General features: G+C 66.6%; 21 protein-coding genes and 1 tRNA gene. 11 read left to right on the top strand and 11 right to left on the bottom strand.

Annotation, left to right across the window (positions count from 1 at the left end; translation table 11 throughout):
• Positions 1-49 precede the first annotated feature (49 nt).
• Positions 50-793, top strand: coding sequence for an SIMPL domain-containing protein (locus tag B2747_RS08330; protein WP_291159084.1), 744 nt, complete (start codon positions 50-52; stop codon positions 791-793).
• An 88-nt stretch (positions 794-881) separates the two neighbouring features.
• Positions 882-1,553, top strand: a complete 672-nt coding sequence (locus B2747_RS08335; protein ID WP_343125885.1) for a 16S rRNA pseudouridine(516) synthase — start codon at positions 882-884, stop codon at positions 1,551-1,553.
• Here B2747_RS08335 and B2747_RS08340 read toward each other — a convergent pair.
• From B2747_RS08340 to typA, 5 genes are all read right to left on the bottom strand, one after another.
• On the bottom strand, positions 1,486-2,067 hold the full coding sequence (locus B2747_RS08340; RefSeq protein WP_291159087.1) for a TlpA family protein disulfide reductase: 582 nt from the start codon (positions 2,065-2,067) through the stop codon (positions 1,486-1,488). The two genes, B2747_RS08335 and B2747_RS08340, sit on opposite strands and share 68 nt — an antisense overlap.
• 5 nt (positions 2,068-2,072) lie before the next feature.
• Positions 2,073-3,329, bottom strand: coding sequence for a methyltransferase (locus B2747_RS08345; protein WP_291159089.1), 1,257 nt, complete (start codon positions 3,327-3,329; stop codon positions 2,073-2,075).
• A 74-nt stretch (positions 3,330-3,403) separates the two neighbouring features.
• Positions 3,404-3,477: transfer RNA gene (locus B2747_RS08350), tRNA-Ile, on the bottom strand.
• 158 nt (positions 3,478-3,635) lie between these two features.
• Positions 3,636-4,031 (bottom strand): hypothetical protein, encoded by a 396-nt coding sequence (locus B2747_RS08355; RefSeq protein ID WP_291159091.1) that lies wholly within the window; start codon positions 4,029-4,031, stop codon positions 3,636-3,638.
• 44 nt (positions 4,032-4,075) lie between these two features.
• Entirely contained in the window at positions 4,076-5,917 is a 1,842-nt protein-coding gene (gene typA, locus B2747_RS08360) for a translational GTPase TypA (RefSeq protein ID WP_291159093.1), read from the bottom strand.
• Positions 5,918-6,098: 181 nt separating this feature from the next.
• On the opposite strand from typA, the gene B2747_RS08365 reads away from it, so the two are divergent.
• The gene (locus B2747_RS08365; protein WP_291159094.1) at positions 6,099-6,299 is read left to right on the top strand and encodes a hypothetical protein; all 201 of its coding nucleotides are present in this window, start codon (positions 6,099-6,101) and stop codon (positions 6,297-6,299) included.
• Positions 6,300-6,458: 159 nt separating this feature from the next.
• Here B2747_RS08365 and pdxA read toward each other — a convergent pair whose 3' ends face one another.
• The 6 genes from pdxA to B2747_RS08395 form a co-directional block, all read right to left on the bottom strand.
• The gene (pdxA, locus tag B2747_RS08370) at positions 6,459-7,385 is read right to left on the bottom strand and encodes a 4-hydroxythreonine-4-phosphate dehydrogenase PdxA (protein ID WP_291159096.1); all 927 of its coding nucleotides are present in this window, start codon (positions 7,383-7,385) and stop codon (positions 6,459-6,461) included.
• A gap of 10 nt (positions 7,386-7,395) precedes the next feature.
• On the bottom strand, positions 7,396-8,802 hold the full coding sequence (locus tag B2747_RS08375; RefSeq protein ID WP_291159098.1) for a peptidylprolyl isomerase: 1,407 nt from the start codon (positions 8,800-8,802) through the stop codon (positions 7,396-7,398).
• An 82-nt stretch (positions 8,803-8,884) separates the two neighbouring features.
• Positions 8,885-10,327: a peptidylprolyl isomerase gene (locus B2747_RS08380; protein ID WP_291159100.1), complete on the bottom strand. Its 1,443-nt coding sequence runs from the start codon at positions 10,325-10,327 to the stop codon at positions 8,885-8,887.
• A 110-nt stretch (positions 10,328-10,437) separates the two neighbouring features.
• Positions 10,438-13,749 carry a transcription-repair coupling factor gene (gene mfd / locus B2747_RS08385; RefSeq protein WP_291159101.1) on the bottom strand — a complete coding sequence of 1,104 codons (3,312 nt, stop codon included), beginning with the start codon at positions 13,747-13,749 and terminating at the stop codon, positions 10,438-10,440.
• Positions 13,750-13,846: 97 nt separating this feature from the next.
• On the bottom strand, positions 13,847-15,739 hold the full coding sequence (locus tag B2747_RS08390; protein ID WP_291159103.1) for a VWA domain-containing protein: 1,893 nt from the start codon (positions 15,737-15,739) through the stop codon (positions 13,847-13,849).
• 49 nt (positions 15,740-15,788) lie between these two features.
• Positions 15,789-16,697, bottom strand: a complete 909-nt coding sequence (locus B2747_RS08395; RefSeq protein ID WP_291159105.1) for a DUF58 domain-containing protein — start codon at positions 16,695-16,697, stop codon at positions 15,789-15,791.
• A 355-nt stretch (positions 16,698-17,052) separates the two neighbouring features.
• Between B2747_RS08395 and lepA the strand changes: the two genes are divergently transcribed.
• From lepA to B2747_RS08435, 8 genes are all read left to right on the top strand, one after another.
• The gene (lepA, locus tag B2747_RS08400; RefSeq protein WP_291159107.1) at positions 17,053-18,849 is read left to right on the top strand and encodes a translation elongation factor 4; all 1,797 of its coding nucleotides are present in this window, start codon (positions 17,053-17,055) and stop codon (positions 18,847-18,849) included.
• Positions 18,850-18,967: 118 nt separating this feature from the next.
• A complete protein-coding gene (gene waaF / locus B2747_RS08405; RefSeq protein ID WP_291159108.1) occupies positions 18,968-20,002 on the top strand; it encodes a lipopolysaccharide heptosyltransferase II in 1,035 nt (344 codons plus the stop codon).
• Positions 20,003-20,066: 64 nt separating this feature from the next.
• On the top strand, positions 20,067-21,083 hold the full coding sequence (locus B2747_RS08410; RefSeq protein WP_291159110.1) for an ROK family protein: 1,017 nt from the start codon (positions 20,067-20,069) through the stop codon (positions 21,081-21,083).
• Positions 21,084-21,102: 19 nt separating this feature from the next.
• Complete coding sequence (locus tag B2747_RS08415) at positions 21,103-22,164, top strand: PfkB family carbohydrate kinase (RefSeq protein ID WP_291159111.1); 1,062 nt, start codon at positions 21,103-21,105, stop codon at positions 22,162-22,164.
• Positions 22,161-23,099, top strand: a complete 939-nt coding sequence (locus B2747_RS08420; RefSeq protein WP_291159113.1) for an ATP-binding protein — start codon at positions 22,161-22,163, stop codon at positions 23,097-23,099. Before B2747_RS08415 ends, B2747_RS08420 begins: the two co-directional genes overlap by 4 nt.
• A gap of 28 nt (positions 23,100-23,127) precedes the next feature.
• Positions 23,128-23,685, top strand: a complete 558-nt coding sequence (locus tag B2747_RS08425; RefSeq protein ID WP_291159115.1) for a hypothetical protein — start codon at positions 23,128-23,130, stop codon at positions 23,683-23,685.
• 10 nt (positions 23,686-23,695) lie between these two features.
• On the top strand, positions 23,696-24,046 hold the full coding sequence (locus B2747_RS08430) for a hypothetical protein (RefSeq protein WP_291159117.1): 351 nt from the start codon (positions 23,696-23,698) through the stop codon (positions 24,044-24,046).
• Positions 24,047-24,073: 27 nt separating this feature from the next.
• Positions 24,074-25,018: a PLP-dependent transferase gene (locus tag B2747_RS08435; protein WP_291159119.1), complete on the top strand. Its 945-nt coding sequence runs from the start codon at positions 24,074-24,076 to the stop codon at positions 25,016-25,018.
• Positions 25,019-25,025: the final 7 nt, after the last annotated feature.

Consider the following 25,025-nt stretch of genomic DNA (forward strand, 5'->3'; position numbering starts at 1 on the left):
CCAGCTTTTTCAGCATCCTGTTAGGCGACCCGCACTCTGATTCGATTTCATGACCACCAGCTCATCCTCTCGTCTGTCGCTGCTGCCCGCCGCCCTGGTTGCCGTGGGTCTGGCCGTCGGCGGCGCACTCATTGGCAATGGTTTCTCGCGCTTTCGCACGGCGGATCGCGTGGTCACGGTCAAGGGCGTCGCCGAACGCGAAGCCAAGGCTGATCTGGCCATCTGGCCGCTGCGTCTCGTGGTCACCGATGACGACCTGGGCCGCGCGAACGCGGCGCTCGAGCGCAACGTGCTGCAGGTGCGCGAATTCCTGCGCGCGCAGGGCTTCGACTCCACCGGCACTGAGATCACGGTGCAGGACTTCCGTGTGGAAGACGCGCGCACGATGGGCGGATACAACAACACGGCGCGCTACATCATCCGTCAGACCCTGGTCGTACGCTCGACTGATGTCGACCGCGTACAGGGCGCCAGTCAGCGCGTGCCGGAACTGGTGCGCAATGGCGTGGTGCTCTCGAGCGGTCAGGAGTACGGCGGCGGCGGCCCCACGTTTGTGTTCACCAAACTCAATGATCTCAAGCCGACCATGATCGCCGAGGCCACCGCGCGGGCACGTGAGGGAGCCGAGCAGTTTGCCAAGGACGCGGCCAGTTCGCTCAGCGGGATTCGTTCCGCCTCGCAGGGCGTTTTCGAGATTTTGCCACGTGATCAGGCCATGGGCATCACCGAGGAAAGTCAGATCATCAAAAAGGTGCGGGTCGTGACCACCGTGGTGTACGGTCTCGCACGCTGAGCACGAGGCCGTGTCGGCAAAGTCGGTAACGTCGCTGGCGCGCTATCTCGCCCGACTCGGATACGGCACGCGCAAGGAGGCTGAGGCCATGCTCGGTGCGCGACGGGTCACGCATGCGGACGGGCGCGTGCTGCGTGAGGGCGCGACCTTTGCGCACGACGACGTGCTCGTGGACGGTACTCCACTTGATCCGCCACCCGGCAGTGTGGTGCTGCTGCACAAGCCCGTGGGGTATGTGTGCTCCACGCAGGACAGACCGCCGCTGGTGTATGAGCTGCTGCCATCGCGCTTTGTGCGGCGCGATCCCGTCATGGCCACGGTGGGGCGTCTTGACGCGGACACCAGCGGCCTGCTGCTGCTCACTGACGACGGCGCACTCAATCACCAATTCACGTCACCGCGCACGCATTTGCCCAAGGTGTATGTCGCGCAGCTCGATGTGCTTCCCGCACTCGAGCAGCTCAAATTGCTGGAAGACGGCGGGTTGATGTTGCGCGGCGAGACCACACCACTCGCGCCGGCTGTGGTGGAGCCCTGCGGTGAACGCGGTGTTCGCATCACGCTTACCGAAGGGCGGTACCATCAGGTGCGTCGCATGTTTGCCGCGGTGGGTGCTCATGTCGAGACCCTGCACCGCGAAGCCTTCGGGCCGTTGCCACTCGGTGACCTGCCGGCCGGCGAGTGGCGCGTGCTCAGCGAGAGCGAAGTAGTGAATCTGCGCGAGTCGGCGCGGCGTCTTCCCGCAGCAGTCGAGCGATAGCCGGGCGCAGTGTGAGTGGTGCCACGGGCCCCAGCACGGTGTGCCGCAACACCCCACGCTTGTCGAGCAGGAAACTCGTGGGATAGCCGCGCACGCCGCCAAACGCGCGCAGCACCTCGTCGCCAATGATGGCGTTGGGATACGTAATGCCACGCTCGCGCAGAAACGCGTCGACGGATGCTGCGGGCCCGCGATCCACACTGAGCCCCAGCAGCACAAAGGGTTCATCGGCATGCGACGACGCGAGCTGCTGCAGGGCCGGCATTTCCGCGCGACAGGGCGGACACCAGGTGGCCCAGATGTTCACCAGCACCACGCGCCCACGCAGACTGTCGGCCGTGAGCACGCGGCCGTCGCGGGTCTGCACCGTGAATTGAGGCTGCCTGGCGTCACGCGCGCTGCGCCCAATGACGGCCTCCACGTGCGGCCAGCAGCGCGGCGCCGCCCAGATCAGCAGCGCCAGCCAGAACAGATTGCCGAGCCAACGCCCGAACCGGGCGCGATCGAACGGCACGCGCATCACCTGGCCGACTCGGTGCGCCGTGCGGCCAGCACCTTGAAACGTCGCCCGTCGTGCACGGTGCGCACATTGCCGAATCGTTCGGCCACGAGCCGCTCATAGGGCAACGTGCGATTGGCCACCAGCAATAAACGGCCACCAGGCAGCAAGAGCGCATGTGCCTCGTCGATGAACGCCTGCGGTACCTGCAGGTTGGTGGCCTTGCCCACGTGAAATGGCGGATTGGTGACCACCACATGCACAGGCTGCGTGGCCGCGGCGGCTACATCACTGGCCCGCACATCCACCGGACCCTCTGGCGTCAGCACCCCCGCGGATTCCGCCGTCCAGCGCGCGCAGCGCAGCGCTTCACTGTCGGCGTCCAGCATCAGCACCGGCGCGCCGGCATTGCGACGCGCGGCCAACACACCCAGTGCACCCGATCCACAGCCGAGGTCAATGACGCGTTCGCCCGGCTGCACATCCAGGCACTGCGCAAGCAGCGTGGTAGCCTCGTCGGCGTGCTCCCAGGAAAAAACACCGGGCCGCGACCACACGGTAAGCGCCGCTCCCGTCGTTGGATCAACGGGCCCATCAAGGCGCTGACGATGCTGGGGGTCCTGCCACGGCGACGTTTCCCACGCCGCCGTGGGCGTGGCAGACAGTTTTGTGGCCACCAGCAAACGATGCCCTGCGTGCTGCGCTTCCACCTGCACGTTGCCAAAGCAGGCCGTCAGGAGGCGCGCCGCGGGCTTCGCGCCCTCGTCGTTGGCACCGGCCAGCAAGCAGCGCCCACCAACGGCCAGCGTGTGAAAGGCCTCCCCGATCATGAGCGCTGCACTGACACGATCGGTGGGCAGGCGTATGAGGGCGAGTTGCACGCTGCCAGGTGTCGGGACCGCAGACGGATCATTGGCGACATCGAGTGCCGCGACCGCGAAGCTGGCCGCGTGCCGGACGATATGGGACTCGGTGTTGGCGCCCAAGGAACGTCGGGTGGCCTCGACATTGGCAAGGTGTCGATCAATGGCACGCACCTGCCAACCCTGCGCCGCGGCGGTGGCTGGCACCAACCCATTGCCACATTGCCACACGGCGGCCACGGCTTGCGGCGCCGATGGCTCCCCCTCGGCCGTTGCCTCGGGAATGGCCTCGGCAAGCATGAAGGCTGCCTCGTCACGCTCCCCATGCGCCATCACACCGGGCTTGCTGGCGATGCGCAGCCGGTGCGTCCCCACCGTGACCGGCGCTAGCAGCCACTCGCGATAGGTGGACATGGGCGGGACCGTGGTGTGAAATGGCGCCGGATACAAACGACAACGGCGACCCGGAAGGTCGCCGTTGTGTGAAGTGGGCCTGAGAGGAGTTGAACCTCTGACCTCACGCTTATCAGGCGTGCGCTCTAACCACCTGAGCTACAGGCCCGGCGGCTGGTGCCCCGTGGGACGCCAATCTGCCAGAGCCGCATAATGTAGCTCTGCAAATGGTGTCCGACAAGGGCACGCTGCCGACGAGATGCAATCGAACCGATCGATCAGGCCGCGGGATGCAAGACCGGCGTCACCGCGGCGGACCACGCCGACTCAGGCGTCGGGATCGTCTTCGTCGATGTCGTAGCCGAGGTCGTCGTCGAAGTCGTCGTCTTCGTCCTCGTCCTCATCATCGTCGTCGTCGTCGAAATCGTCGTCCTCGTCGTCGAGATCATCATCGAGATCGTCGTCTTCGTCGTCGTCGAAGTCGTCGTCGTCCTCGTCGAGATCGTCTTCGTCGAGATCGTCCTCGTCAAAATCTTCGTCGTCGAAATCCTCGTCGTCAGCCGCCAGCGCAAACACGGTGGCCGACACCTTCTCTTCGAGCGCGTCCAGCGACGACGACCCGAACAGCTCCAACATGGGACGATTCTCCTGCGAGTGTTTGAAAAGAGAGACTGCGGATATGTTCTGGAACGGGAGTATCGGCAGGGCGAGGCCGGGGCGCAAGGCGAAAAAAACGCACAGCGCCCCAAACCCCGCCCCAATACCCGTCAGGCCGAGGCGCGATCCCGCTCGCGCTTGACTTCGCGGCTCACGCGCTTGCGGTCACTGGCCGCGAGCATGCGCTTGCGCAAACGGATGCTGCCCGGGGTGACCTCGATCAGCTCGTCGTCCTCGATGTATTCGAGGGCGACTTCCAGCGTGATCTGCCGTGGCGGCTCGAGGACGATGGCCTCGTCGGCACCCTTCGAACGCATGTTCGTGAGTTTCTTTTCCTTGCAGGGATTCACGTCCATGTCACCCGGACGTGAATTTTCGCCGATCAGCATGCCCTCGTACACCGCATCACCCGGTGTGACGAACAGCGTGGAACGCTCCTGCAGCGAGAACAGCGCGAAGGCCACGATGGTACCGTTTTCCATGGACACCAGCACGCCGCGCGAGCGCCCCGACAGGGGACCGGCCCACGGCCCGTACTCGAGGAAGCGGTGGTGCATGATACCTGTGCCGCGCGTGTCCGTGAGGAACTCCGAGCGATAGCCGAACAGACCACGCGCCGGGACCTTGTACAGCAGACGCACGAGGCCCTGCCCCGGGTTCTTCATCTCGATCATCTCGGCCTTGCGGGGACCGAGCTTTTCGATGACCACGCCGAGATAATCCTCGGGCACGTCGATGGACAGTTCCTCGAAGGGCTCGAGCTTCTCGCCGTTCTCACCCAGCCGCGTGATCACACGCGGACGCGAGACCTGGAACTCGAAGCCCTCACGGCGCATGGTCTCCATGAGAATGGAGAGATGCAACTCACCACGACCCGACACACTCCAGGCGTCGGTGGTGTCGCTGTCTTCCACGCGCAGCGCCACATTGCGCTCGAGCTCCTTGTACAGGCGCTCACGCAGCTGACGCGAGGTGACGAACTTGCCTTCCTTGCCGGCAAAGGGCGAGTTGTTCACCACGAAGTCCACACTGATGGTGGGCTCTTCGACACTGATGCCTTCGAGCGCTTCGGGCGTGCCCGGATCGGTGAGCGTGGTGCCGATGTCCACGTTCTCGAACCCGGCGAGCTGCACGATCTCACCCGCCGAGGCTTCCTCGATCTCCACACGCTCCAGGCCTTCGTAGCCATACAGCTTGGTGGCGCGCCCACGCACCGGGGCCACGCTGTTGTCGGGCGTGACCAGTGTGAGGTTGTCGCCCACGCGCACCTTGCCGCGCTCAATGCGCCCGATCGCCAAGCGGCCCAGATAGGCCGAGTAGTCGATGGTGGACACGAGCATCTGGAACGGGCCTTCCGCATCCGTCGGCGGAGGCGGCACGGTCTTCACGATCGTCTCGAAGAGCGGCTCGAAGTCTACCGCTTCCACATCGAGATCGAGCGTGGAGATGCCGTTCTTGGCCGAGCAGTACACGACCGGCGAGTCGAGCTGCTCCTCGTTGGCCTCGAGCTCGATGAACAGCGACAGCACTTCATCGTGCACACGCAGCGGATCGGCGCCGGGGCGGTCGATCTTGTTGATGACGATGATGGGCGTGCGACCGAGCTCGAGTGCCTTGCGCAGCACGAAGCGCGTCTGCGGCATCGGACCGTCGAACGCATCGACGACGAGCAGCACACCGTCCACCATGCGCAGGATGCGCTCCACCTCACCGCCAAAGTCGGCGTGTCCCGGCGTGTCCACGATGTTGATCTTCGTGTCCCTCCACCGGATGGAGGTGTTCTTGGCGAGAATGGTGATCCCCCGCTCCTTTTCGAGCGGATTGGAATCCATCACGCGTTCTTCTACGACCTGATTTTCGCGGAAGGCTCCAGCCTGGCGGAGCATCTTGTCGACGAGGGTGGTCTTCCCGTGGTCGACGTGCGCGATGATGGCGACGTTGCGAATTTCCATAGCCTTAAAAGCTAGCTAGCCCGGATATCGGTATTCAACGGGGGGCGTAACGTTTTCTTCGCGCCAGCGGTCCCGGCGCCAGTACGCCACCATGAGGCCAGTGGAAAGGCTTGCTGCGGCTCAGCTTGCACGACGGCCCGGGGCGTCGTACCGTCTCCGTACACCCCTTTCGGAGGCTCCGATGCACGACCAGACGGCACCCTCGTCTAGCGATCGTCGCGACGCGAAGAGCGGACAGTCCGCCAGCGCCGCCAAGGGTTACCCCATCGGCCGCGGCTATGGCCATGATCTCATGCGCGGCGGCGAGGTCTTCGGCGGCTACGGCTACGCGGACCGGCCGGAGTACAGTATGCGGCGCGGGGATCGCGAGGCGTCCGGTTGATTCTTCGGCTCAGGTGCGATCCGCTGGACCGTTGAACAGAAGGTGTGAGGATAAGAGGATCTGGGGATAAGAGGGGCGGGCCACGGGGGCATAGCAGTCGTCATGCCCCCGTGGCCCGCCTCTCCTAACCTCGGATCCTCCAATCCTCACACCTTCAGTTCAACGGTCTAGCCGCCCACGCGATCTCCGCCGCAGCGCCAGAGCATGCGCCAACTCCATCGCCTGCACCATACTCTCCGCCGACGCCACACCCTGCCCCGCAATGTCAAGCGCCGTCCCGTGATCGGGTGACGTGCGAATGAACGGCAGCCCCAGCGTGACATTCACCGCGCTGCCGAAGCTGGCCACCTTGATGGCCGTCATCCCCACATCGTGGTAGGGCGCAATCACGGCATCGAACTCGCCGCGCATGGCACGCACGAACACCGTGTCAGCAGGGAACGGGCCGTGCATCCCGAGCTCACGCGCAACCGGCGCCAGCAGCTCGTCATCTTCGCTCCCGAAGCGTCCATGGTCGCCCGCATGCGGATTGAGCGCACACAGGGCAATGCGCGGTTGGGCGATGCCAAAGTCATCGCGCAACCCACGCGCCGTGGTGTGATAGGCCTGAGCCAGCGCCTCGCGTGTCACGGCCTGGGGCACGTCGCGCAGTGCGATGTGCGTGGTGGCCAGTACCACCCGCAGCCTGCTGCTTGCCAGCATCATGGCTACCGGCACATTGGCCAGCGCCGACAGCATCTCCGTGTGACCGGGATAGTCGTAGCCGCCGGCACGCAGCGCATACTTGTCGAGCGGTGCGGTGACCATGCCGGCCAGTTCACCGGCAAGAGCCATGCGCGTGGCGCGCTCCACCGCCAAACCGGCCAGTGCGCCCGCACGGGCCACCCAGGTCCCGCCGTGGGACGCCCTGTCGGCCTCGGGCGGCCACGGTCCCAGATCGTCGTGCACGGCCACACCGGTGCCCGAAGGCCCCAGCACAAACCACGAGGTGCCCAACGCCGCAATCCGCGGATCGTTGAGCGCCTTGCCGACTATCTCCGGCCCGATGCCCCGCGGATCGCCGAGCGTGATGCCGAGTCGGATCACCGGGACTCCCTCAGGGCGTGATGACCTGCGCCATCGGGTTGTAACGCACCGACACGTAGGTCTGCTTCTTCAGCGAGTCGATGAGGCGACGCATCTTGCGCTCCTCAGCCAACTGGTCGCGGATGCGATCGCGATACTCGGCATAGGTGAACTCGCCCGCCTCGTCGAGGAAGGTGACCTGCGCCACCACGAACTTGTTCACGCCGGCGCCCGGATCCGGAATGGGAAACGGCCCCACGATCTGATTGAGCTTGGCGCCCTCGAGCGCGTTGCGATACGCCTCGGGCAGTTCGTTGCGCGGATACTCGGGGATGGACTTGTCTTCACCGCCGGCGTCGTCGTGGAACTTGACGCTCAGGGAGTCGTAGCTGCCACCACCCTGCCAGATCTTGGCGATGCTGTCGGCCAGCAGTCGCGTACGCGCCTCGTCGGTCGAGTCGACGGAAGGGCGAATGAGAATGTGGCGCGCCTTCACTTCGGCCGGCTGCACGCGATCGACACGGATGATGTGAAAACCAAAGCTCGTTTCCACCACCGGACTGATGACACCCGGATTGAGCGCAAACATCATGCGGTCGAACTCCGGCACCATGCGGCCGCGGCGATTCCAGCCCAGGTCACCACCCAACTCACGGTTGGACGGGTCCATGGACTCGCGCTTGGCGATGTTCTCGAAATCCTCGGGATGCTTGACCAGCTCCGCGTGGATGGAGTCGATCTTGGCGCGCGCCTTGGCCTTGGCCGCCTCGGAGGGCCGGGTGGCGACCACGATCTGGCGCATGCCGACACGCGCTTCCTTGCGCGGCAGCTTGTCCTTGAACGCCTCGTAGGCCTCGGTGATTTCCGATTCCGAGACATTCACCGCCGTGACTTTGCCGTCACGCTGCAGCTTCTGCATGATGCCCTGCTGCAGCTTCACGCGGCGCGCCTCGTCGGCCTGCATCTTGCGCCACTCGTCGATGGAACCGAAGCCCGCCTCGCGCAGCGCGGTGCGGAATTCCAGCTCCGACTTGAAGTTGCTGCGTGCCTTGCGCTCGGTGTCGTCCACCTGATTCTGGATCTCGAGGTCGCTCACCTCGACCTTCTCCAGCTCGGCCTTCTGCACCAGCAGCTCCACGTCCACGAGCTGCTGCAGCACATCGGCCTCCAGTTTGGCCAGCTCCTTGGCATTGGTGACTGGCGCGCCGCGGGCGCGGGCCTGATTGACGCCCGAGAGCACCTCCGACACCAGCACCACCTTGTCGCCGACAATGGCGGCAATACCGTCGATGGGCAGGCCCTTGACGGTGTCCGCCTTGGCCGGCGCCTTCTGCGCGGGGGCTTCCTGCGCATGCAACCCGGCAGACGCCGGGACCAGGGCGGCCGCGGCCAGCGCCGCCGCGCAACGCAGGGCAAAACGAGTTGAGAGATACATCATGCTGGTAAAGTACCCCGACAGGGCCGGGAGGGTTGCCGAAGCGCCCCGATCGGAAGCCGACCGGGGCGCTCGTGGACCGGAGTTACTTCTTGGTGGTGTCCGGCATCGGCGGCGCACCGGCCGGCGGGGCACCCATCGGCGGGGCGCCAGCCGGCGGCGCCTGCTGGGCCTTCAGCGAGTCCGCCGTGGCCCGCACCGACTTGGCCTTTTCGATGACCGCGTCGAGGCCGGCCTCGTTGATCGAGAACGGATACTTGGTCTGCAGCGCGCGCGCGAGCGGATACGGCACTTCGACCAGCGGCACTTCGTTCTTCACGAGCTTGGTGAAGTACTCGTCGATGCGCGCACCGGCAATCTTCTCCTTGTCCGTTTCCTTGCCCGTGCTGTCAGTGAGCTTGCCCGGCTCCACCCCAAGCTGCGACCAGGTCTGCGTGACCGCGTTCTTGAAGTTGAGGAACAGGTTGCTCATCTCGGCCGTGTCGAGCACGAACTTGGCGCTGTCCGCCTGACGCAGCACCAGCTCGTTGCGCACGATCTGCCGGATGAACTTGTCCACCAGCGTGTCGGCGGCTGCGGCCAGCTGCGGACGGATCTGCGACTGCGGCGGATAGGCCGACACCCACTCGGCGAAACGCGCGGCGGTCAGCTTGCCGCCCTTGTACGAGGCCAGCGCGGCGTTGTCCTTGGTGTAGCCGAACGGGTTCTTGGCAATCGCCTTGGCCTTCACGGTGGCGTTGTTCTCCACCTTCACGTCGTTGCCCGTTTCCATCGTGGCGAGGTAGGTGCTCTCGGCGATGGCCACGTTGCGCTGCTTGGCAATGGGCGCGAACTCCGCCGCCACGTCCTTGAACGGCGAGCGGTAGATGACGTGGTAGCCGAACGAGGTCTCACACACGGTGGGCGCGACTTCGCCGACCTTGGTGGCCACGACGCACTTCTCGAACTCCGGCACCATCATGCCGCGGCCGAAGAGGCCGAGGTTGCCGCCGCGCTCCTTGGCGTTGGGCTCGTCGCTCTTGGCGGCGAGGGTCGCGAAGTTGGCTGGCGTGGCTTCCTTGAGGATGCCCTCCGCCTTCGTCTTGGCAGCCGCCTTCTGCTCGGGCGTGGCGCCCGGATCGACCTTCACGAGGATGTGACGGGCCGCGAAGGCCTCGCCACTGTTGTAGCGCTCCTCGTCGGTGCCCGGCGCCTTGTCCGCCCAGCCAGCCGAGACGGCGTCGTAGAACTTCTTGACGCGGATGTTGTCGATGTTCGACCACAGCGCGTCCTGCATGACCTTGGGATCGTTGAGCGAGTCGCCCTTGGCGGCCGCCACGCCCACAAGCTGGTAGTTGAGCCACAGCTCGGCGATGGACCGGGCCACGTCCTTCTCCAGCGGAGCCTGGGACTGGCCAAGAATCTCGGCGAGCTTGGCAGTCGAGAGTTGCTGATTGCCGGCCTTGGCCGCCACGTCAGGGTTGGATGCCGCGCCACAGGCGACGGCAAACGCGACGGCACTGAGCACGGTCAAACGGTACGATTTCATCAGGCAGACTCCGCCCACGGAGTGAGGTGTGGATAGGTAGGACCCCAATGGCCGCCGAGTGGTTGCCATGGGTAGGTGCGCGTCGCTCCAGCAGACCTGAGCATCTGTCGCTAGACGACGAGCGCCCGGAGGGCGCGGATGAGCCCCTCGAGCATCTCCGCGCCACCCAAGCGGGTGAGCTTGAGAGCCAGCGGCTGCGCCCGACGCACGTCCACCTGGAACTGGACGTCATGGAACGCAGCGGACAGCCCCTTGAGGCGCGGAACAGCGTCAGCCCTGAAAGTAATACGGGCCTCGGAGGCGCGCACAAGCACCCCCTCCACCCCCAGCAGGGCGCCCAGCACCCGCAGCATGGCCTGGCCAAAGAGGGCCTGGGCCGGGGCCGGCAGCGGCCCGAAGCGGTCGCGGACCTCCTGGGCCAGCGCGGCAATGGCCGCCGGGTCGCGCAGCGCCGTCAAGCGGCGGTACACGTCCAGCTTGGCCTCCTGCGAGGCGATGTAGTCGTCGGGCAGGAAACTCGGGAAGTCCAGCGTGACATCGGCCGGTATCCAGGCTTTCTGGCCGCCGTCGTCCGACAACTGCCGCACCGTTTCGTCGAGCAGCCGCAGGTAGAGGTCGAAGCCCACGGCATGCACAAAGCCCGACTGCTCGGGCCCCAGCAGATTGCCGGCCCCGCGCATTTCGAGATCCTTGAGCGCCACCCGGTAGCCGGCGCCGAGTTCGGTGTGGTGTTCGAGCACCGCCAGACGGCGCTCCGCGTCCTCGTCCACCCGGTCGGGCACCAGCAGATAGCAGTAGGCGCGGCGATGCGAGCGGCCCACGCGACCGCGCAACTGATAGAGCTGCGCGAGCCCCAAGTGATCAGCGCGGTTGACGAACATCGTGTTGGCGTTGGGCACGTCGAGCCCGCTCTCCACGATGAGCGTGGACACCAGAATATCGAGCTCGCCTTCCACGAAGCGGCGCATCACCGCCTCGAGATCACGCTCCTTCATCTGGCCGTGTCCCACGCCCACGCGCGCCCGCGGCACGATGCGCCGCAGGTGATCGGCAATGGCCTCGATGGTCTCCACGCGATTGTGCACGAAGAACACCTGCCCGCCGCGGTCCAGCTCCCGCGCAATGGCCTCCTCGATGAGCGCATCATCGAAGGGTTCGACAAACGTGAGCACCGGCGAGCGATCGCGCGGCGGCGTTTGCATGAGCGTGAGGTCGCGCAGGCCCGCCAGCGACTGATGCAGCGTGCGCGGAATGGGCGTGGCCGTGAGCGTGAGCACGTCGGTGGACACCTTGAGCTGCTTGAGGCGTTCCTTGTGCTTCACGCCAAAGCGATGCTCTTCGTCCACGATGATGAGCCCGAGATCGGCGAAGACCACGTCGGGACTCAGCAGGCGATGCGTGCCGATGACAATGTCGATCTGCTTCTTCTTGAGCTTGTCCACCACCGCCGCCTGCTCCTTGGCGGTCTGGAAGCGGCTCATGACTTCCACGGTCACGGGGAAGTCGGCCAACCGATCACCGAAGCTGCGCGCATGCTGCTCGGCGAGAATGGTGGTGGGCACCAGCACCGCCACCTGGCGGCCGCCCTGCACCGCCTTGAAGGCCGCGCGAATGGCGATTTCTGTCTTGCCATAGCCCACGTCACCCACAAGCAGACGGTCCATGGGCCGTTCGCCTTCGAGGTCGCGCTTGACGTCTTCGGTGGCCTTGCGCTGGTCGGGCGTGTCCTCGAAGAGGAAGCTGCTTTCGAGCTGACGCTGCCAGGCGCCGTCGCCGCCGTGCGGTGGGCGCGTGGAGACTTTGCGCCGCGCATAGAGCTGCAGCAGTTCCTGCGTCATCTCGAGAATGGCCATGCGCGTCTTTTCGCGCTGCGCCTTCCACTGCTTGCCGCCCAGTTTGTGCAGACGCGGCGGCGGCGCATCACTGCTCACATCGCTGGCGCTGCGATAGCGCTCGATCTGATCGATGCGATAGAGCGGCACGTTCAGCCGGTCGCCGCCCTCGTATTCGATGACCGCACTCTCGATGGTGGCTTCACGCACGAACACCTTTTCGATGCCGCGATAGATGCCGATGCCATGCTCGAGGTGCACCACAAAATCGCCGGGCTTGAGCGCGCCCAGCGTATCGAGCGACGCCCCAGTGCCGTACTTGCGCGTGCGACGCAGCCGGCGATCGCGGCGAAAGATCTCGTGATCCGTCAGCACCCGCACGGCGCCGGGAATCACGAAGCCGCCACCCAGCACCCCAATGGCCAGCGCCGCGCTCACCGGTCCGTCTTCACCCAGCAACTCCTCGAGCCGTTCGGCCTGCCCCGCGTTGTCGCAGAGAATGAGCGTCGGCAAGCCGTCACGCTGCAAACGGCGCAGCACGCGCAGGTCGCGCGAAATGCTCTCCGGTGGCCGCGTGGGGAAGGCAATGTCCGGCTCGGGACCGGTGGGCGCGAGATCGGCCGCACTGGCGCTGGCAGCGCGCTGTGGCGGCGGGTTGAGCTTCAAGGTGCCGAAGCGCGCGAGCGTGCTGGCCATGAGGGGCGGCGCCACAAACAACTGCTCGCGCGAGACCCAGTCCTCACCACGCCGCTTGGCCAATTCAATGTGATGCGCGGCCTCGTCCCAGGTGCGCACGAGTTCGGGCAAGACACTGCTGCCGGCCGGCCACACCACCAGCGTATCCGACGGCCAGAGGTCGGGCAGCGAGACACGCTCACCCGTCTCTTCCACCGCCTGCACGCGGCCATCCACCGGCAGCACCAATGCCAGCTCGGCGTCACGTGTGCTGCGCTGGGTGTTGAGGTCGAAGTGCCGCAGCTCGACGATGTCATCGCCCCAGAACTCGAGACGCACTGGTTCGGCCATGCCGAACGAGTAGATGTCGAAAATGCCGCCGCGCACGGAGAACTGGGCAACGTCCTCGACCATGGGTACACGCTCGAAGCCAATGGCCTCGAGATGGGCCGCCAGCTCTTCGGGTCGGCGCACGTCACCCTTGCGCAGCTCGAGCCGAGCACCGGCGAGCGCGGTGGGCAACGCGGTTTTTTCGAGGACGGCGCGCGCGGTGGTGAGCAGGATGCGCACACCGCTCCGTCCGAGTTGCTCGAGCGTCTCCACGCGTTCACCGGCAACCTCGGCGTGCGGCTCGATTTCACCGAAGCCTTCGCGCGGCGGATAGAGCGCCACCGGTACGTCATCCACCAGCGACTGCAGGTCGGCCAACCAGCGCTCGGCGTCACCCAACTGATCGGTGATGACCGTAACGAGTCGATGTGGCATGGCGCGCGCGAGTGACGCCACCAGTACGGCATCACTGGAGCCGGCGAGTCCCCCCAAACGCAGCGACGCTCCCGGTTCCGGGAGCGCCTTGAATGTCCGCTGCCAGGCCTCAAGCCCGGCGAGCGCGTCCAGCAAACGCGGTAATCCCATACCTGCCCGTTATATCCCTGCAGATCCTGCGGTGAATTTCGACGCGAACTGCGACGCGAACTGCGACGCGCGAACTGCGACGCGCGCTCCGTGCAAGTTAGCGACGGCTGACCCAGGCTTCGGCCATGAGGGCCAACAGCGCCAGCGCCACGAGCGGCATCAGCAGCGCCTGACCGGCCGCGCGCGAAAACACCGCCCGCTGCCACTCAGCGACTGTCGACGCGGCCGCGACATCCTGTCCGCGCAGCATGCGCGCCAGCAATGCCTCCGCCCCACCAGCGGGCATGGGTTCGAACGCCGATTCCTCGGGCTCCGGGTTCACGACCAGTGCGCCCACCCGCGCCGCCTGCCTGCGCAAAAAGTAAACGCCTGAGGTGGCCGGAACGGTTGCCCGATCGCCGGAAAGCGGCAACAGGCTGCCATCGGGGGCCTCGAGCGCGGTCAGATCGCGCAGGCCGCTCAGGGTGGCACCCGGTGCGGCCGTGAGCAGGCGGCCTTCGTCACCGAGGCGGCGGGCGAGGGCCTCGAGCACCCAGGGCACAAAGGCCGCGCGCAGCGGGAGGTCAGTGGCCTCAGGGTCGAGTGGAGAGCCAAGCAGCACGTAGTCCGCGCCGGCCACCACCCACGGCGCGCCGCCAGCGGTGGCTATGGTGTCGGGGCGATCGGCACCGGCCACCTTCTCACCGGGCGAGTAGAGCAAGGGGTAACGCAAGCGCACCGGGGCCCCGTCAAAGGCACGCGTGGAGGCCGCGTTGGTGTCGGCCGAGGCGGCGCCGGCTACGCGGGCCAGCACGGTGGCGCGGGCAATAGCCCCGAAACGCCAGGGAATGTCCAGCCGCGCGAGCTGGCGGTTGGCCTCGCCTACCCGCACGGGGTCGCGCGGCGCGGTGAGCAACACCGGTTTGCGGGTGTCGGCGGCGTCGGCGCTGCCAATGGTGACGACGCCGGTCTCGCCTTCGCGTCCACGCGCGAGGCGCTGCTCATCAACCAGCGTGGACAGGGCGGCGGCCAGAAACGGGCCGCCTTCGCCGCGCACGGCAATGGCCGGCGGCGGCGCCACGCGCACGGCAAAGTGCCGCGTGTCGTCAGCGCGCAGGGCATCGGCATCGAGCTCCACACTGCCGCGCACCCAGCCGCTGGAGGCGCTGGCCAGACGCGGGGTGACGCGGGCTGGGGCCTCAATGGTGGCCGGGGACACATCCCCGCGGGCCACGGTGCGTCCATCGAGTGCGAGGCGCCAGCTCGTGGAGTCCGGTGAGGCCACGGCCAGCGACACCGCCCCGCCCGGTGTCCAGCGCGTGGGTTCGGGCGTGGCCTGCAACACCGCGCGATTGGCGGTCATGGCCGCCGGGACCGTGAGCAGCAGCACCGGCACATCGGGCGCATCCAGCACACTGTCGGCGCGGAACGCTGAGGGCTGACCGTCTGATACGAGCGCGACCACCGGCGTACGTGGTGCGCCACTGCGCGCGAGGCCGAGGGCGCGCTGCGTGGCCGCCGCGAGATCACCACGACCGCCAAGAGGCGTGAGATCACGCAGGCCGGCTTCGAGAGTTGCCGGCGTTCCGCCCAGTACCCGACCGTCGGCGGTGACAATCCAGCCGCGGTCATCGTTGGTGAGTTCCTGCAGCAGCGACCGCGCCGCGGCCCGCAGGCTGTCGAGGCGCGGGCGTCCATCCTGCACCACGCCGCTGCTCATGGAGTTGTCGAGCACCACGGCCACGGCAATGGGTGCATGCCCGGTGCCAAACAAGGCGGCAATGGGACGTGCCGCCGCCAATGCCAGCGCCAGCACCGCAATGAGCCGCAGAATGAGCAGCAGCCGGTTGCGCAGCTTGAGATCGCGGCTGTGCTCCTGCTCCATGCGCAGCAGATAGCGCACCGCGGGAAAGTCGACGGTGCGCCCGATGCGCCGCCGCAGCAGGTGCACGAGCAGCGGCACGCCGGCCAGAGCGGCCAGGGCGAGAAAGGCGGGAGCGAGGAAGGCCATCAGTTGGTGTACGTCGTTCGTGATGCGATGGGGTCGGCAGTACGTGGCGTCACACCATCGCCCCGCGTCCGTTCACACCCACCAGATGCCGCAGCGGCCGACCGAAGGGCTCGTTGGTGTAGGCCAGCGCGTAGCGCGCGCCGGCGCGGCCGAGAGCCGAGCGCCAGTCGGCCAGGGCCTCCTGCACCGTGGTCTGGTAGGTGCTGCGCACATCACCCGGGCTGGCCGGCACTTCATTGAGCGACTCGGGGTCGCGGTAGCGGGCCTCGCCACTGTCCGGGAAGTCGCGCTCGGCCGGATCCATGATGTGCAGCACCAGCACCTCGTGCCCCCGCGCGCGCAGGGTTCGGGCGGCGTCGGCCACGGGCGCGGCATCGGTGAGCAGGTCGGAGAGCAGCACCACGAAGCCCGGACGCCGCACCATGCGGCCAGCCTGCAGCAGGGCGCCCGCCACGTCGGAGTCGCGGCCGCCGCCGGGTGCGGTGAAGGCGGCCATGAGCCGGCGCCACTGGGCCCGCTGGGCCCGGGCCGGCACCAGGTTCTTGAGACCGGCATCGAAACGCACCAAGCCCACGGCGTCGCGCTGACGCAGCAGCAGCAGGGCCATGGCGCTGGCCAACCGCTCGGCGTAGGCCAGCTTGGTGAGCCGGGCCGGATCGCCCGTCCACTGCATGGAGGCGCTCACGTCCAGCACCAGCATGGCACGGGCGTTGGTCTCTTCCTCGAATTGCTTGACCACCCAGCGATCGGCGCGGCCCGCGATGCGCCAGTCCAGGTAGCGCAGATCATCACCCGCGATATACGGGCGGTGCTCGGCGAACTCCACGCTGAAGCCCTTGCGCGGTGACCGGTGGAGGCCGGTGATGAAACCGTCCACCACCCAGCGGGCCACCAGCTCGAGGTTACCGAGGGCGGCAAGGACGGCGGGATCAAGTTGGTCAGCGCGCGGGGTGCTCATGTGGGGAGAATACGCGGGGGGCCCGGGAATTGCTCGCGGGGTGGGCCGAGGCGCAGCGGGGTGAACCCAGGACTCGGTGGGTAGACTCAGGACTCGAAACCCGAACCCAGAACCCGAAACTGATCGGTTCCGGGTCGTGAGTTCGAGTTCCGGGTCGTAAGTGACTCCAAACTCAAAACTTGAACTCAAGGCTCACAACTCCCGGAACCGGCGGCCAAGCTTTGAGCTTTGAGTTCAAGTTGTGAGTTTCGCGTTCGAACGGCAGCCGGCCAGTGCCGTTTGCCCCCCGCCCTCCCCTATTTTTCAGGGCTAGCCGGGAATGGACCCGGCCCGGTAACCCCAGCAAGGCCGTCCGTTGCATCTCAGTCACATCCGCAACTTCTGCATCGTCGCCCATATCGATCACGGCAAGTCCACGCTCGCGGACCGCCTCATCGAAAAAACCGGCACGCTCCAGAAACGCGAAATGAAGTCGCAGGTGCTCGACACGCTGGACCTTGAGCGCGAGCGCGGCATCACCATCAAGCTGAACGCCGTGCGCATGAGCTACACGGCCGGCGACGGGCAGAACTACGAGCTCAACCTCATCGACACTCCGGGCCACGTGGACTTCACCTACGAAGTCTCACGCTCCCTGGCCGCCTGCGAAGGCGCCATTCTGGTGGTCGATGCCTCGCAGGGTATCCAGGCGCAGACGCTGTCCAATCTCTTCCTCGCCATGGACGCCGGGCTCGAAATCATCCCGGTGCTCAACAAGATCGACCTGCCCGGCGCCGAGCCGGAGCGTCGCCGCCAGGAAGTGGTGGACCTCATCGGCTGCATGCCCGAGGATGTGCTTTGCGTGAGCGGCAAGGAAGGCACCGGTGTGCCCGAACTGCTCGAGGAAATCGTGAAGCGCGTGCCGCCGCCAAAGGGTGACCTGGGTGGCCCGCTGCGCGCGCTCATCTTCGACTCATACTACGACAAGTACCGCGGCGCCATTCCCAGCATTCGCGTGGTGGACGGCGAAATCCGCAAGGGCATGAAGATCACCTTCGGCGTGTCGGACAACGTGTACGAGGTGGCCGAGGTCGGGTACCTGCAGCTGCGTCAGGTGCCCACCGAGGTGCTGCGCGCGGGTGAGGTCGGCTACGTACTGGCCGCCGTGCGCTCGGTCCGTGAAACACGCGCGGGCGACACGATTTTCGACAAGGACAATCGCGCCGCCGAGGCCCTGCCTGGCTATCAGGAAGTCAAGTCGTTCGTGTTTGCGGGTATCTACCCCACCGACACGACGCAGTACGAAACCCTGCGTGACGCGCTCGAAAAAATGAAGCTCAACGACGCGTCGCTGCAGTACGAGCCGGAAACGTCCACGGCCCTCGGCTTCGGCTTCCGCTGCGGCTTCCTCGGTCTGCTGCACATGGAAATCGTGCAGGAGCGGCTCGAGCGGGAGTACGATCTCGATCTCGTCACCACGGTGCCGAGTGTGGAGTATCGCGTCACCAAGACCGACGGCACCGAGATGCTGGTGGAAAACCCGGCCCTCATGCCGGCCGCGGTGCTCATCGAAGACGTGCAGGAACCCTACGTGCGCGCGCGCATCATGTGCCCGGCCGAGTACATCGGCCCCATCATGACACTCGGCATGGAGCGGCGCGGCATTTACAAGAACACGCGCTTTCTCGACACCGTGCGCGTGGAGCTCGACTGGGAGTTCCCGCTCGCCGAAATCATCCTCGATTTCTTCGACAAGATGAAGACGGTGAGCCGCGGCTATGCGTCGCTCGACTACGAGATGCTCGAGTACCGTTCGAGTGACCTCGTGCGTCTCGATATGCTCATCAACGGCGACGCCATCGACGCGTTCTCCGTGATCGTGCACAAGGACAAGGCCTACGAGTGGGGCCGCAAGGTGGCGGAGAAGCTCAAGGAGCTCATTCCCCGCCAGCTCTTCGAAGTGGCCATCCAGGCCACCATCGGACAGAAGGTCATTGCGCGCGAGACCGTGAAGCCGCTCCGCAAGGACGTGCTGGCCAAGTGCTACGGTGGCGACATCTCACGCAAGCGCAAGCTTCTCGAGAAGCAGAAGGAAGGCAAGAAGCGCATGAAGCAGGTGGGCAGCGTGGAGATTCCACAGGAAGCGTTTCTGGCGGTACTGCAGGTCGACTAGTTCGACTTGAACTGATCAGTGACGAGTTGTGAGTTCAGGTTCTGAGTTGTTGGTTGCCTGACCCACAACTCGAAACTCCAACTCACAACCCGGAACTGATCGGTTGCTGGTTTCTGCCGTGTTGCAGACATCCTTCCTCGGTGACATGATCCTCACCACGCCGCTCATCGAGCGGCTGGCGGCCGAGGGGCCGGTGCATGTGGTGGCCACGCCGGCCAATGCCGGCGTGCTGGCCAACCATCCGGCGGTGGCCAGTGTGCTGGTCTTTGACAAGCGCGGCACCGACCGCGGCCTGAGCGGATTGCGGCGGATGGCGCAGCGACTGCGCGCCGTGAATGCCGAGCGCGCGTTGCTCGCGCAGGGCTCGAGCCGCACCGCAGCGCTGGCCTGGATGGCCGGCATTCCCGAGCGCATCACCTTTGACACCAGCGGCGGCCGTCTCTTTACCACGCGACGTGTGCCGTATCGCCGCGACCTGCATCACGCGGCGCGTCTGTGGCAATTGGGCAATGCACCGGGGCATGATGACGTGCCGCCGCCGCTCAGGCCATCGCTCCATCCGGGACCGGCCGACCACGCTGCCGTGCAGGCGTTGCTGGACCGCGCCGGTGTGTCCGCGCAGGAACGGCTGATTGCTCTTGCCCCGGGCAGCGTGTGGGCCACCAAGCGCTGGCCGCACTATGCGGCCCTGGCCGCGGAACTCGTTCGCTCCATCGGCCAGACTGGCGAGCGCATTGTGGTGCTGGGCGCGGCGGGAGACGCGCCACTGGCGGCGGCCATCGCGGATGCCGCGGCCGCTGCCGGTGGTGCACCCGTTGTGGATGCCACCGGGCAGTTGTCGCTGCTCGGCTCGGCCGCCCTGCTCGCACGGTGTCAGGTGCTGATCACCAACGACTCCGCACCGCTGCATCTGGCCAGTGCCATGAACACGCCGACGGTGGCGTTGTTTGGCCCCACGGTGCCCGCGTTCGGATTCGGTCCGCTGGCTGAGCGGCGGACGGTGGTGGAACACCCGCAGCTTGAGTGCCGGCCCTGCCACGCACACGGCCCCCCGAGTTGTCCGCTGGGGCATTTCCGCTGCATGCAGGACCTGAGCGCGGTCACTGTGCGGCAGGCCGTGCATCAGCTCTCGCCCCCCGAGCCCCAGCGGTGACGTAGTCGCTGGTGGTACACTCCCTGCGACCGGAACAGGTCCTGAGCCGTTATCTTGTTTCTCCATGACCATGGCCCCCACCAATCCGGACTCGCAGTTCATCATTGGCGTCGACCTCGGCGGCACCAACATTGTCGTCGCCGCCATGTCGCATGACGGCGCGCACCTGCTGGGCATGCAGAGCGCGCCCACGCTTGCGGCGGAAGGCGCCGAGTCGGTAGTGCGGCGCATGGCGCAGATGGTGGCGACCACCATCGACACGGTGGTGCGTGAGACCGGCGTGTCGCGCGATGCGGTGGTGGGCGTGGGACTCGGTGCCCCCGGCACGGTTGACCGCAAGAACGGCGTGGTGCTCGCTGCCCCGAACCTGCGCTGGTCCAACTATGCGCTGGTGGAGCGCATGACTGCGCTCACCGGCCTGCCGGTGCGCATCGACAACGACGCCAATTGTGCCACCTACGGTGAGTGGTGGCTTGGCGCGGCGCGTGGTGGCACCAACGTGATTGGCGTGACGATCGGCACGGGTGTGGGTGGCGGCATCATCATCGACCGGCAGTTGTATCACGGATCCAGTGACGCAGCTGGGGAAATCGGCCACATCACCATCGACCCTACGGGCCGTCGCTGTGGCTGTGGCAACTACGGCTGCCTCGAGGCCTATGCCTCCGGCAGCGCCATTGCCGGCCGCGCGCGCGAGGCGCTCGAGCACGACGAAACCAGCACCCTGCTGGCGCTCGTGAACGGCGACCTGTCGCAGATCACGGCGGCGCTGGTCTATCAGGCCGCCGCTGACGGCGACGATGTGGCGCTCGAAATCGTGCGCGACACCGCCAAGTTTCTCGGCGCCGGTATTGCCAACCTGCTCAACATCTTCAATCCCGACGTGGTGGTGATTGCGGGTGGTGTGACGCAGGCCGGCGACGATCTGTTCACACCGCTGCGCACCGAGGTGCGTCGTCGCGCTTTCAAGAGTGTGACCGACACCTGTCGCATTGTGCCGGGCACCTTGCCGGGCACCGCCGGTGTGGTGGGCGCCGTGGCCAGCTACATCGCGCAGACCACGGGCCGTCCGCCGGCCTGAAGAGAGAGAAGAGTCCCGCGTGGCCTTGCACTCCACGACCGAATCCAACGACCCCAGGTCCACGCCGCGTCGCAAGCGCCTTGGCGTGATCGGGTCGTTTGTGTGGGATGTGCTGCACGGCCGTGACGGCCGTAGTGTGCCCATCGAGGAGTGGGGCGGCATCACGTACTCGTTGTCCGCGCTCGACGCCGCGCTGCCCGAAGACTGGGAGCTGGTGCCACTGGCCAAGGTGGGCGACGATCTCGTGGACCGCGCGCGGCTGTTCTGTCGTGGTCTCCGGCGCATGGCACCCGACGCCGAACTCATTGGCGTGCCCTATCGCAACAATCGCGTGGAGTTGCGCTACATCGACGACGAGCGCCGCAGTGAACACCTGAGCGGCGGCGTGCCCGGCTGGACCTGGCTTGGCCTCAAGCCGGTGCTCGAGGCCGCGCGACTCGATGCGCTCTACATCAACTTCTTGAGCGGGTGGGAGCTCGATCTCGAAACCACCCAACTCATTCGAGCGCACTTCCACGGGCCGATCTACTGCGACCTGCATATGCTCGTCATGGCCGTACAGGCCGACGGGCTGCGCACGCCGCGCCCGCTGCCCGACGTGGCCGCGTGGTGCGCCTGTTTTGACGTGCTGCAGGTGAACGAAGACGAATTGCGCCTCATGGCACCCGACGCGATGGCCTTGGCGGCGACGGCCATGGCGGCTGGCGTGTCGGTGCTGGGTGTGACGTTGGGCAAGCGGGGCGCGGCGTACTTTGCGGCCCCGGGGATAGAGAAACTCCGTGATATTCCAGAGCGACGGGGTCACAACTCCGCGCTGTCCACATCGCCGCGTGGCGGTGCTGGGGCCTTTGGCGCGGTGCGCACGGCGCTCGTGCCGGCGGTGCCGGCGCGCGTCGATGGCCCCGGCGATCCCACCGGCTGCGGTGATGTGTGGGGCGCCACCCATTTCTCTCGGCTGCTCGCCGGTGATATGTTGACGGATGCCATTGCCGCCGCAAACCGCGCGGCATCGCGCAACGTCGAACATCGCGGGGCCTCCGGTCTCGCCCAGCACCTTCGCGGAGAGCTCAGCATCACGTGACGACTGTCATCGCCGTGCCGCCGTCGCTCGATGAGCAATCGTTCGAGCAGGTGTTCGAGCAACTTGCGCCTGTACCCGACGGCGAGAAGCTGCTGATCGACGCACGGCATGCCCGCTGGGCGTCGCCGTATGGGCTTGCCGCGCTGCTCTGCGTGGCGCAATCGCGTCACAACCGCGCAGACTTTGCCGTCCCCGAGAATCCCGACACGCTGTCGTATTGGTCGCGCACGGGATTCTTTCGCCATGCAGCGGAGCTGTACGACCTGCACGGCAGCGTGCCGCGTGAGCGCGAAGCCCACGAGAGTGATGTGCTGCTCGAGCTCACGCCCATCACACGCACCGATGATGTGCACGGCGTGGTGGGCCGCATCCAGCAGAAGGCCGCCGACATTCTGCACGGTCAGCTCAATCTCGATACCGCCGTCACCGGCGCGTTCGGTATGACCCTCAGCGAGTCCTGCCAGAACATTGTCGAGCACGCGGGGCTGGGCGGCTGGGTGGCCGTGCAGACCTATCGCTACACCAAGCGCCTCGGCCGCCGCGTGGTGGTCATCGCCGTGTGCGACGCCGGCGTGGGCTTTCGCAAGTCGCTCGAAAGCTCGCCCAGCCATCGCCACAGCGATCGATGGGACGATGCCATGGCACTGGAAGACGCCGTGTTGCGTGCCGTCAGTCGCTTCCGGCACGGTGACAAGGGACGTGGCCAGGGTCTGGCTGGCATTCGCCGCTTCGTGGGTCGCTGGGAGGGCAAGCTCACGGTGCGCAGCGGCACCGCGCGTCTGGCCATCACGCCCGACTGGGACGAGGATGTGCCCATGACCGAGTCCCTGCCCTACTTCCCGGGCGCGCAGATGCAAATCGTCATCCCTGAACGCCTCGGCGATGCGCCGGTACGCGCGCGTGGCACGGCGACCCGCAGCCGCACGGGGCGTTGAGCCATGGTGACTCGATGACGGTGAAGCCATGATGGTGCATATCGACGTGGGCACGGTGCTGCGCGGCACGGTGTGTGATCTGTACAGCAACCTCGTCACGCGCCCGACGGGCGCCGCCGTGCGCAGCGCCATCGAGCAGCAGGTGCAGGAGATCGAACGGCCGGTGCTCACCACCATCGATTTCTCGCAGGTCAATCTGCTCGACTTCTCCTGCGCCGACGAAATCGTGGCCAAGCTGCTGCTGCGCTACACCGACGACGACGGGCCACGCGGCTATCTCGCATTTCGCGGGATTCGCGACGGACACATCGACCCGATTGAGACGGTGCTTGAGCGTCATGCGTTGGCGCTCGTCTCGTGGCACGAAGGAGCCGCTGAGCTGTTTGGTCATGTGACGGACGAGGAACTCCGGCACTGGGAAGTGGTACGCGACCATGGGCCCATCGGCGCCCGCGAGGTGGCCACCATTCTGGCCAGCACGGAACTCAGTGCTCAGCAGCAGCTCGACCAGCTCGACCGTCGTCGCCTCGTGATGCGCGGCCCGCTGGGCTACAGCATTCCCGGCAGCACCTGGAGCGACGCATGAGGGCCCTGCCATGAGCAGCGACAATCGCGATGGACTGGGCGGACCGGGCGCCGGCCGCAAGTTGAGCATGTTCACGGGCATTGCGCCGCCGGTGCAGGTGGTGGGCTACATCGCCACACGCAAGGGAGACACCGAGCGCGGCCCGCTGGTGCGCATGCGGGCCGACGACGCCTTGGTGCGTCTGGTCAACGCGGGGGAACTGGTGCGCGTGGTGTCGCAGCGTCGTTCCGAGTTGGCGGTGCTGGAAATCGACGACAACCTGCCGCGCGGTGGCGTGGTGTTGCGTGACGTCGCGGGCGCTTCGCTGTCAGAAGTGATACGGATCGTCCGTCTCGACACCGACACCCGTCCGCGCGCCTGAGCGCGGCGTACCCTTGCTGATGCTGCCGTGATCGACCTGTTGCACCGCCGACTGGCTGACCTCGAAGGGGCTGACGCGGCGCTCGTGCTCGCGAGCGGCCGCGCGGCCATTGCCTGCACGGTGCTGGCGCTGCTGCGCCCCGGCGATCATGTGCTGTCCAGCGCGTGGCTGCGCCCGTCCACCCGCGCCTTCTTTCAACAGGAGCTGGCCGGGCTGGGTGTAGACGTCACGTATGTGAATCCCAGCGACGTGCGCGCCTGGCGACGCGACATGCGCCGCAGCACGCGTGTGTTGTTCGTGGAGTCTCCGGTCATCGAGAATGGCCGCGTGGTGGACCCCAAGCCGCTGCGCACGCTTGGCCAGGAACTGGGCGTGGCCATCGTCGTGGACGCCAGCGGTGCCTCGCCCGCCGCGGCCACGCCCTTGGCCTCCGGCGCCGATGTTGTGGTGCACGACGCGCGGGTGCGGCTGCTCAGTGTGCCCGACGCCGAAGCCGGTGTGGTGTGTGGCACCGACGCCGTGATCGATGAAGTGCGGAGCAAGATGCACGTCTGGGGCGCGGTGCCACATGCGTCCATTGCCGAGCGCCTGCTGAATGATCTGGCCACCCTGTCGCTGCGCGTGGCCCATCAGTCGCATGTGGCGCATGCGGTGGCGCGCGCCGTGGCCATGGCTGCGCCCGAAGGCGTCACGGTGCACTACACGGGCCTCGAGTCGCATCCCGATCATCATCTCGCGGCCGAGTCATTGCGGCATCAAGGGCCGGTGCTTCAGTTGCAATGTCCCTCGGCCGATGCCGCAGACAGACTGGCGCAGCGGCTCATTCGGCATCTCGCGGCGCAGGCGCGGCCGCACGGCGCGGAGATTCGTCTGGCGGAGTCGCCCGACACCGTGCGTTTGCACGTGGGCCTCGATGAGGCCAGCGTGTTGATTGCCGACCTGGCGGACGTGCTGCGCGACGGAGTGGCCTGACATGTCG

Origin of the sequence: Gemmatimonas sp. UBA7669, assembly GCF_002483225.1 — a bacterium.
Taxonomy (GTDB): Bacteria; Gemmatimonadota; Gemmatimonadetes; order Gemmatimonadales; family Gemmatimonadaceae; genus Gemmatimonas.

Coding starts and splice junctions, on each gene's coding strand:
- B2747_RS08395 (WP_291159105.1), bottom strand. CDS start 16,697: ATGAGCACCCCGCGCGCTGACCAACTTGATCCCGCCGTCCTTGCCGCC.
- B2747_RS08365 (WP_291159094.1), top strand. CDS start 6,099: ATGCACGACCAGACGGCACCCTCGTCTAGCGATCGTCGCGACGCGAAG.
- B2747_RS08390 (WP_291159103.1), bottom strand. CDS start 15,739: ATGGCCTTCCTCGCTCCCGCCTTTCTCGCCCTGGCCGCTCTGGCCGGC.
- B2747_RS08375 (WP_291159098.1), bottom strand. CDS start 8,802: ATGATGTATCTCTCAACTCGTTTTGCCCTGCGTTGCGCGGCGGCGCTG.
- B2747_RS08330 (WP_291159084.1), top strand. CDS start 50: ATGACCACCAGCTCATCCTCTCGTCTGTCGCTGCTGCCCGCCGCCCTG.
- mfd (WP_291159101.1), bottom strand. CDS start 13,749: ATGGGATTACCGCGTTTGCTGGACGCGCTCGCCGGGCTTGAGGCCTGG.
- typA (WP_291159093.1), bottom strand. CDS start 5,917: ATGGAAATTCGCAACGTCGCCATCATCGCGCACGTCGACCACGGGAAG.
- B2747_RS08335 (WP_343125885.1), top strand. CDS start 882: ATGCTCGGTGCGCGACGGGTCACGCATGCGGACGGGCGCGTGCTGCGT.
- B2747_RS08425 (WP_291159115.1), top strand. CDS start 23,128: ATGATGGTGCATATCGACGTGGGCACGGTGCTGCGCGGCACGGTGTGT.
- B2747_RS08345 (WP_291159089.1), bottom strand. CDS start 3,329: ATGTCCACCTATCGCGAGTGGCTGCTAGCGCCGGTCACGGTGGGGACG.
- B2747_RS08380 (WP_291159100.1), bottom strand. CDS start 10,327: ATGAAATCGTACCGTTTGACCGTGCTCAGTGCCGTCGCGTTTGCCGTC.
- B2747_RS08410 (WP_291159110.1), top strand. CDS start 20,067: ATGACCATGGCCCCCACCAATCCGGACTCGCAGTTCATCATTGGCGTC.
- B2747_RS08430 (WP_291159117.1), top strand. CDS start 23,696: ATGAGCAGCGACAATCGCGATGGACTGGGCGGACCGGGCGCCGGCCGC.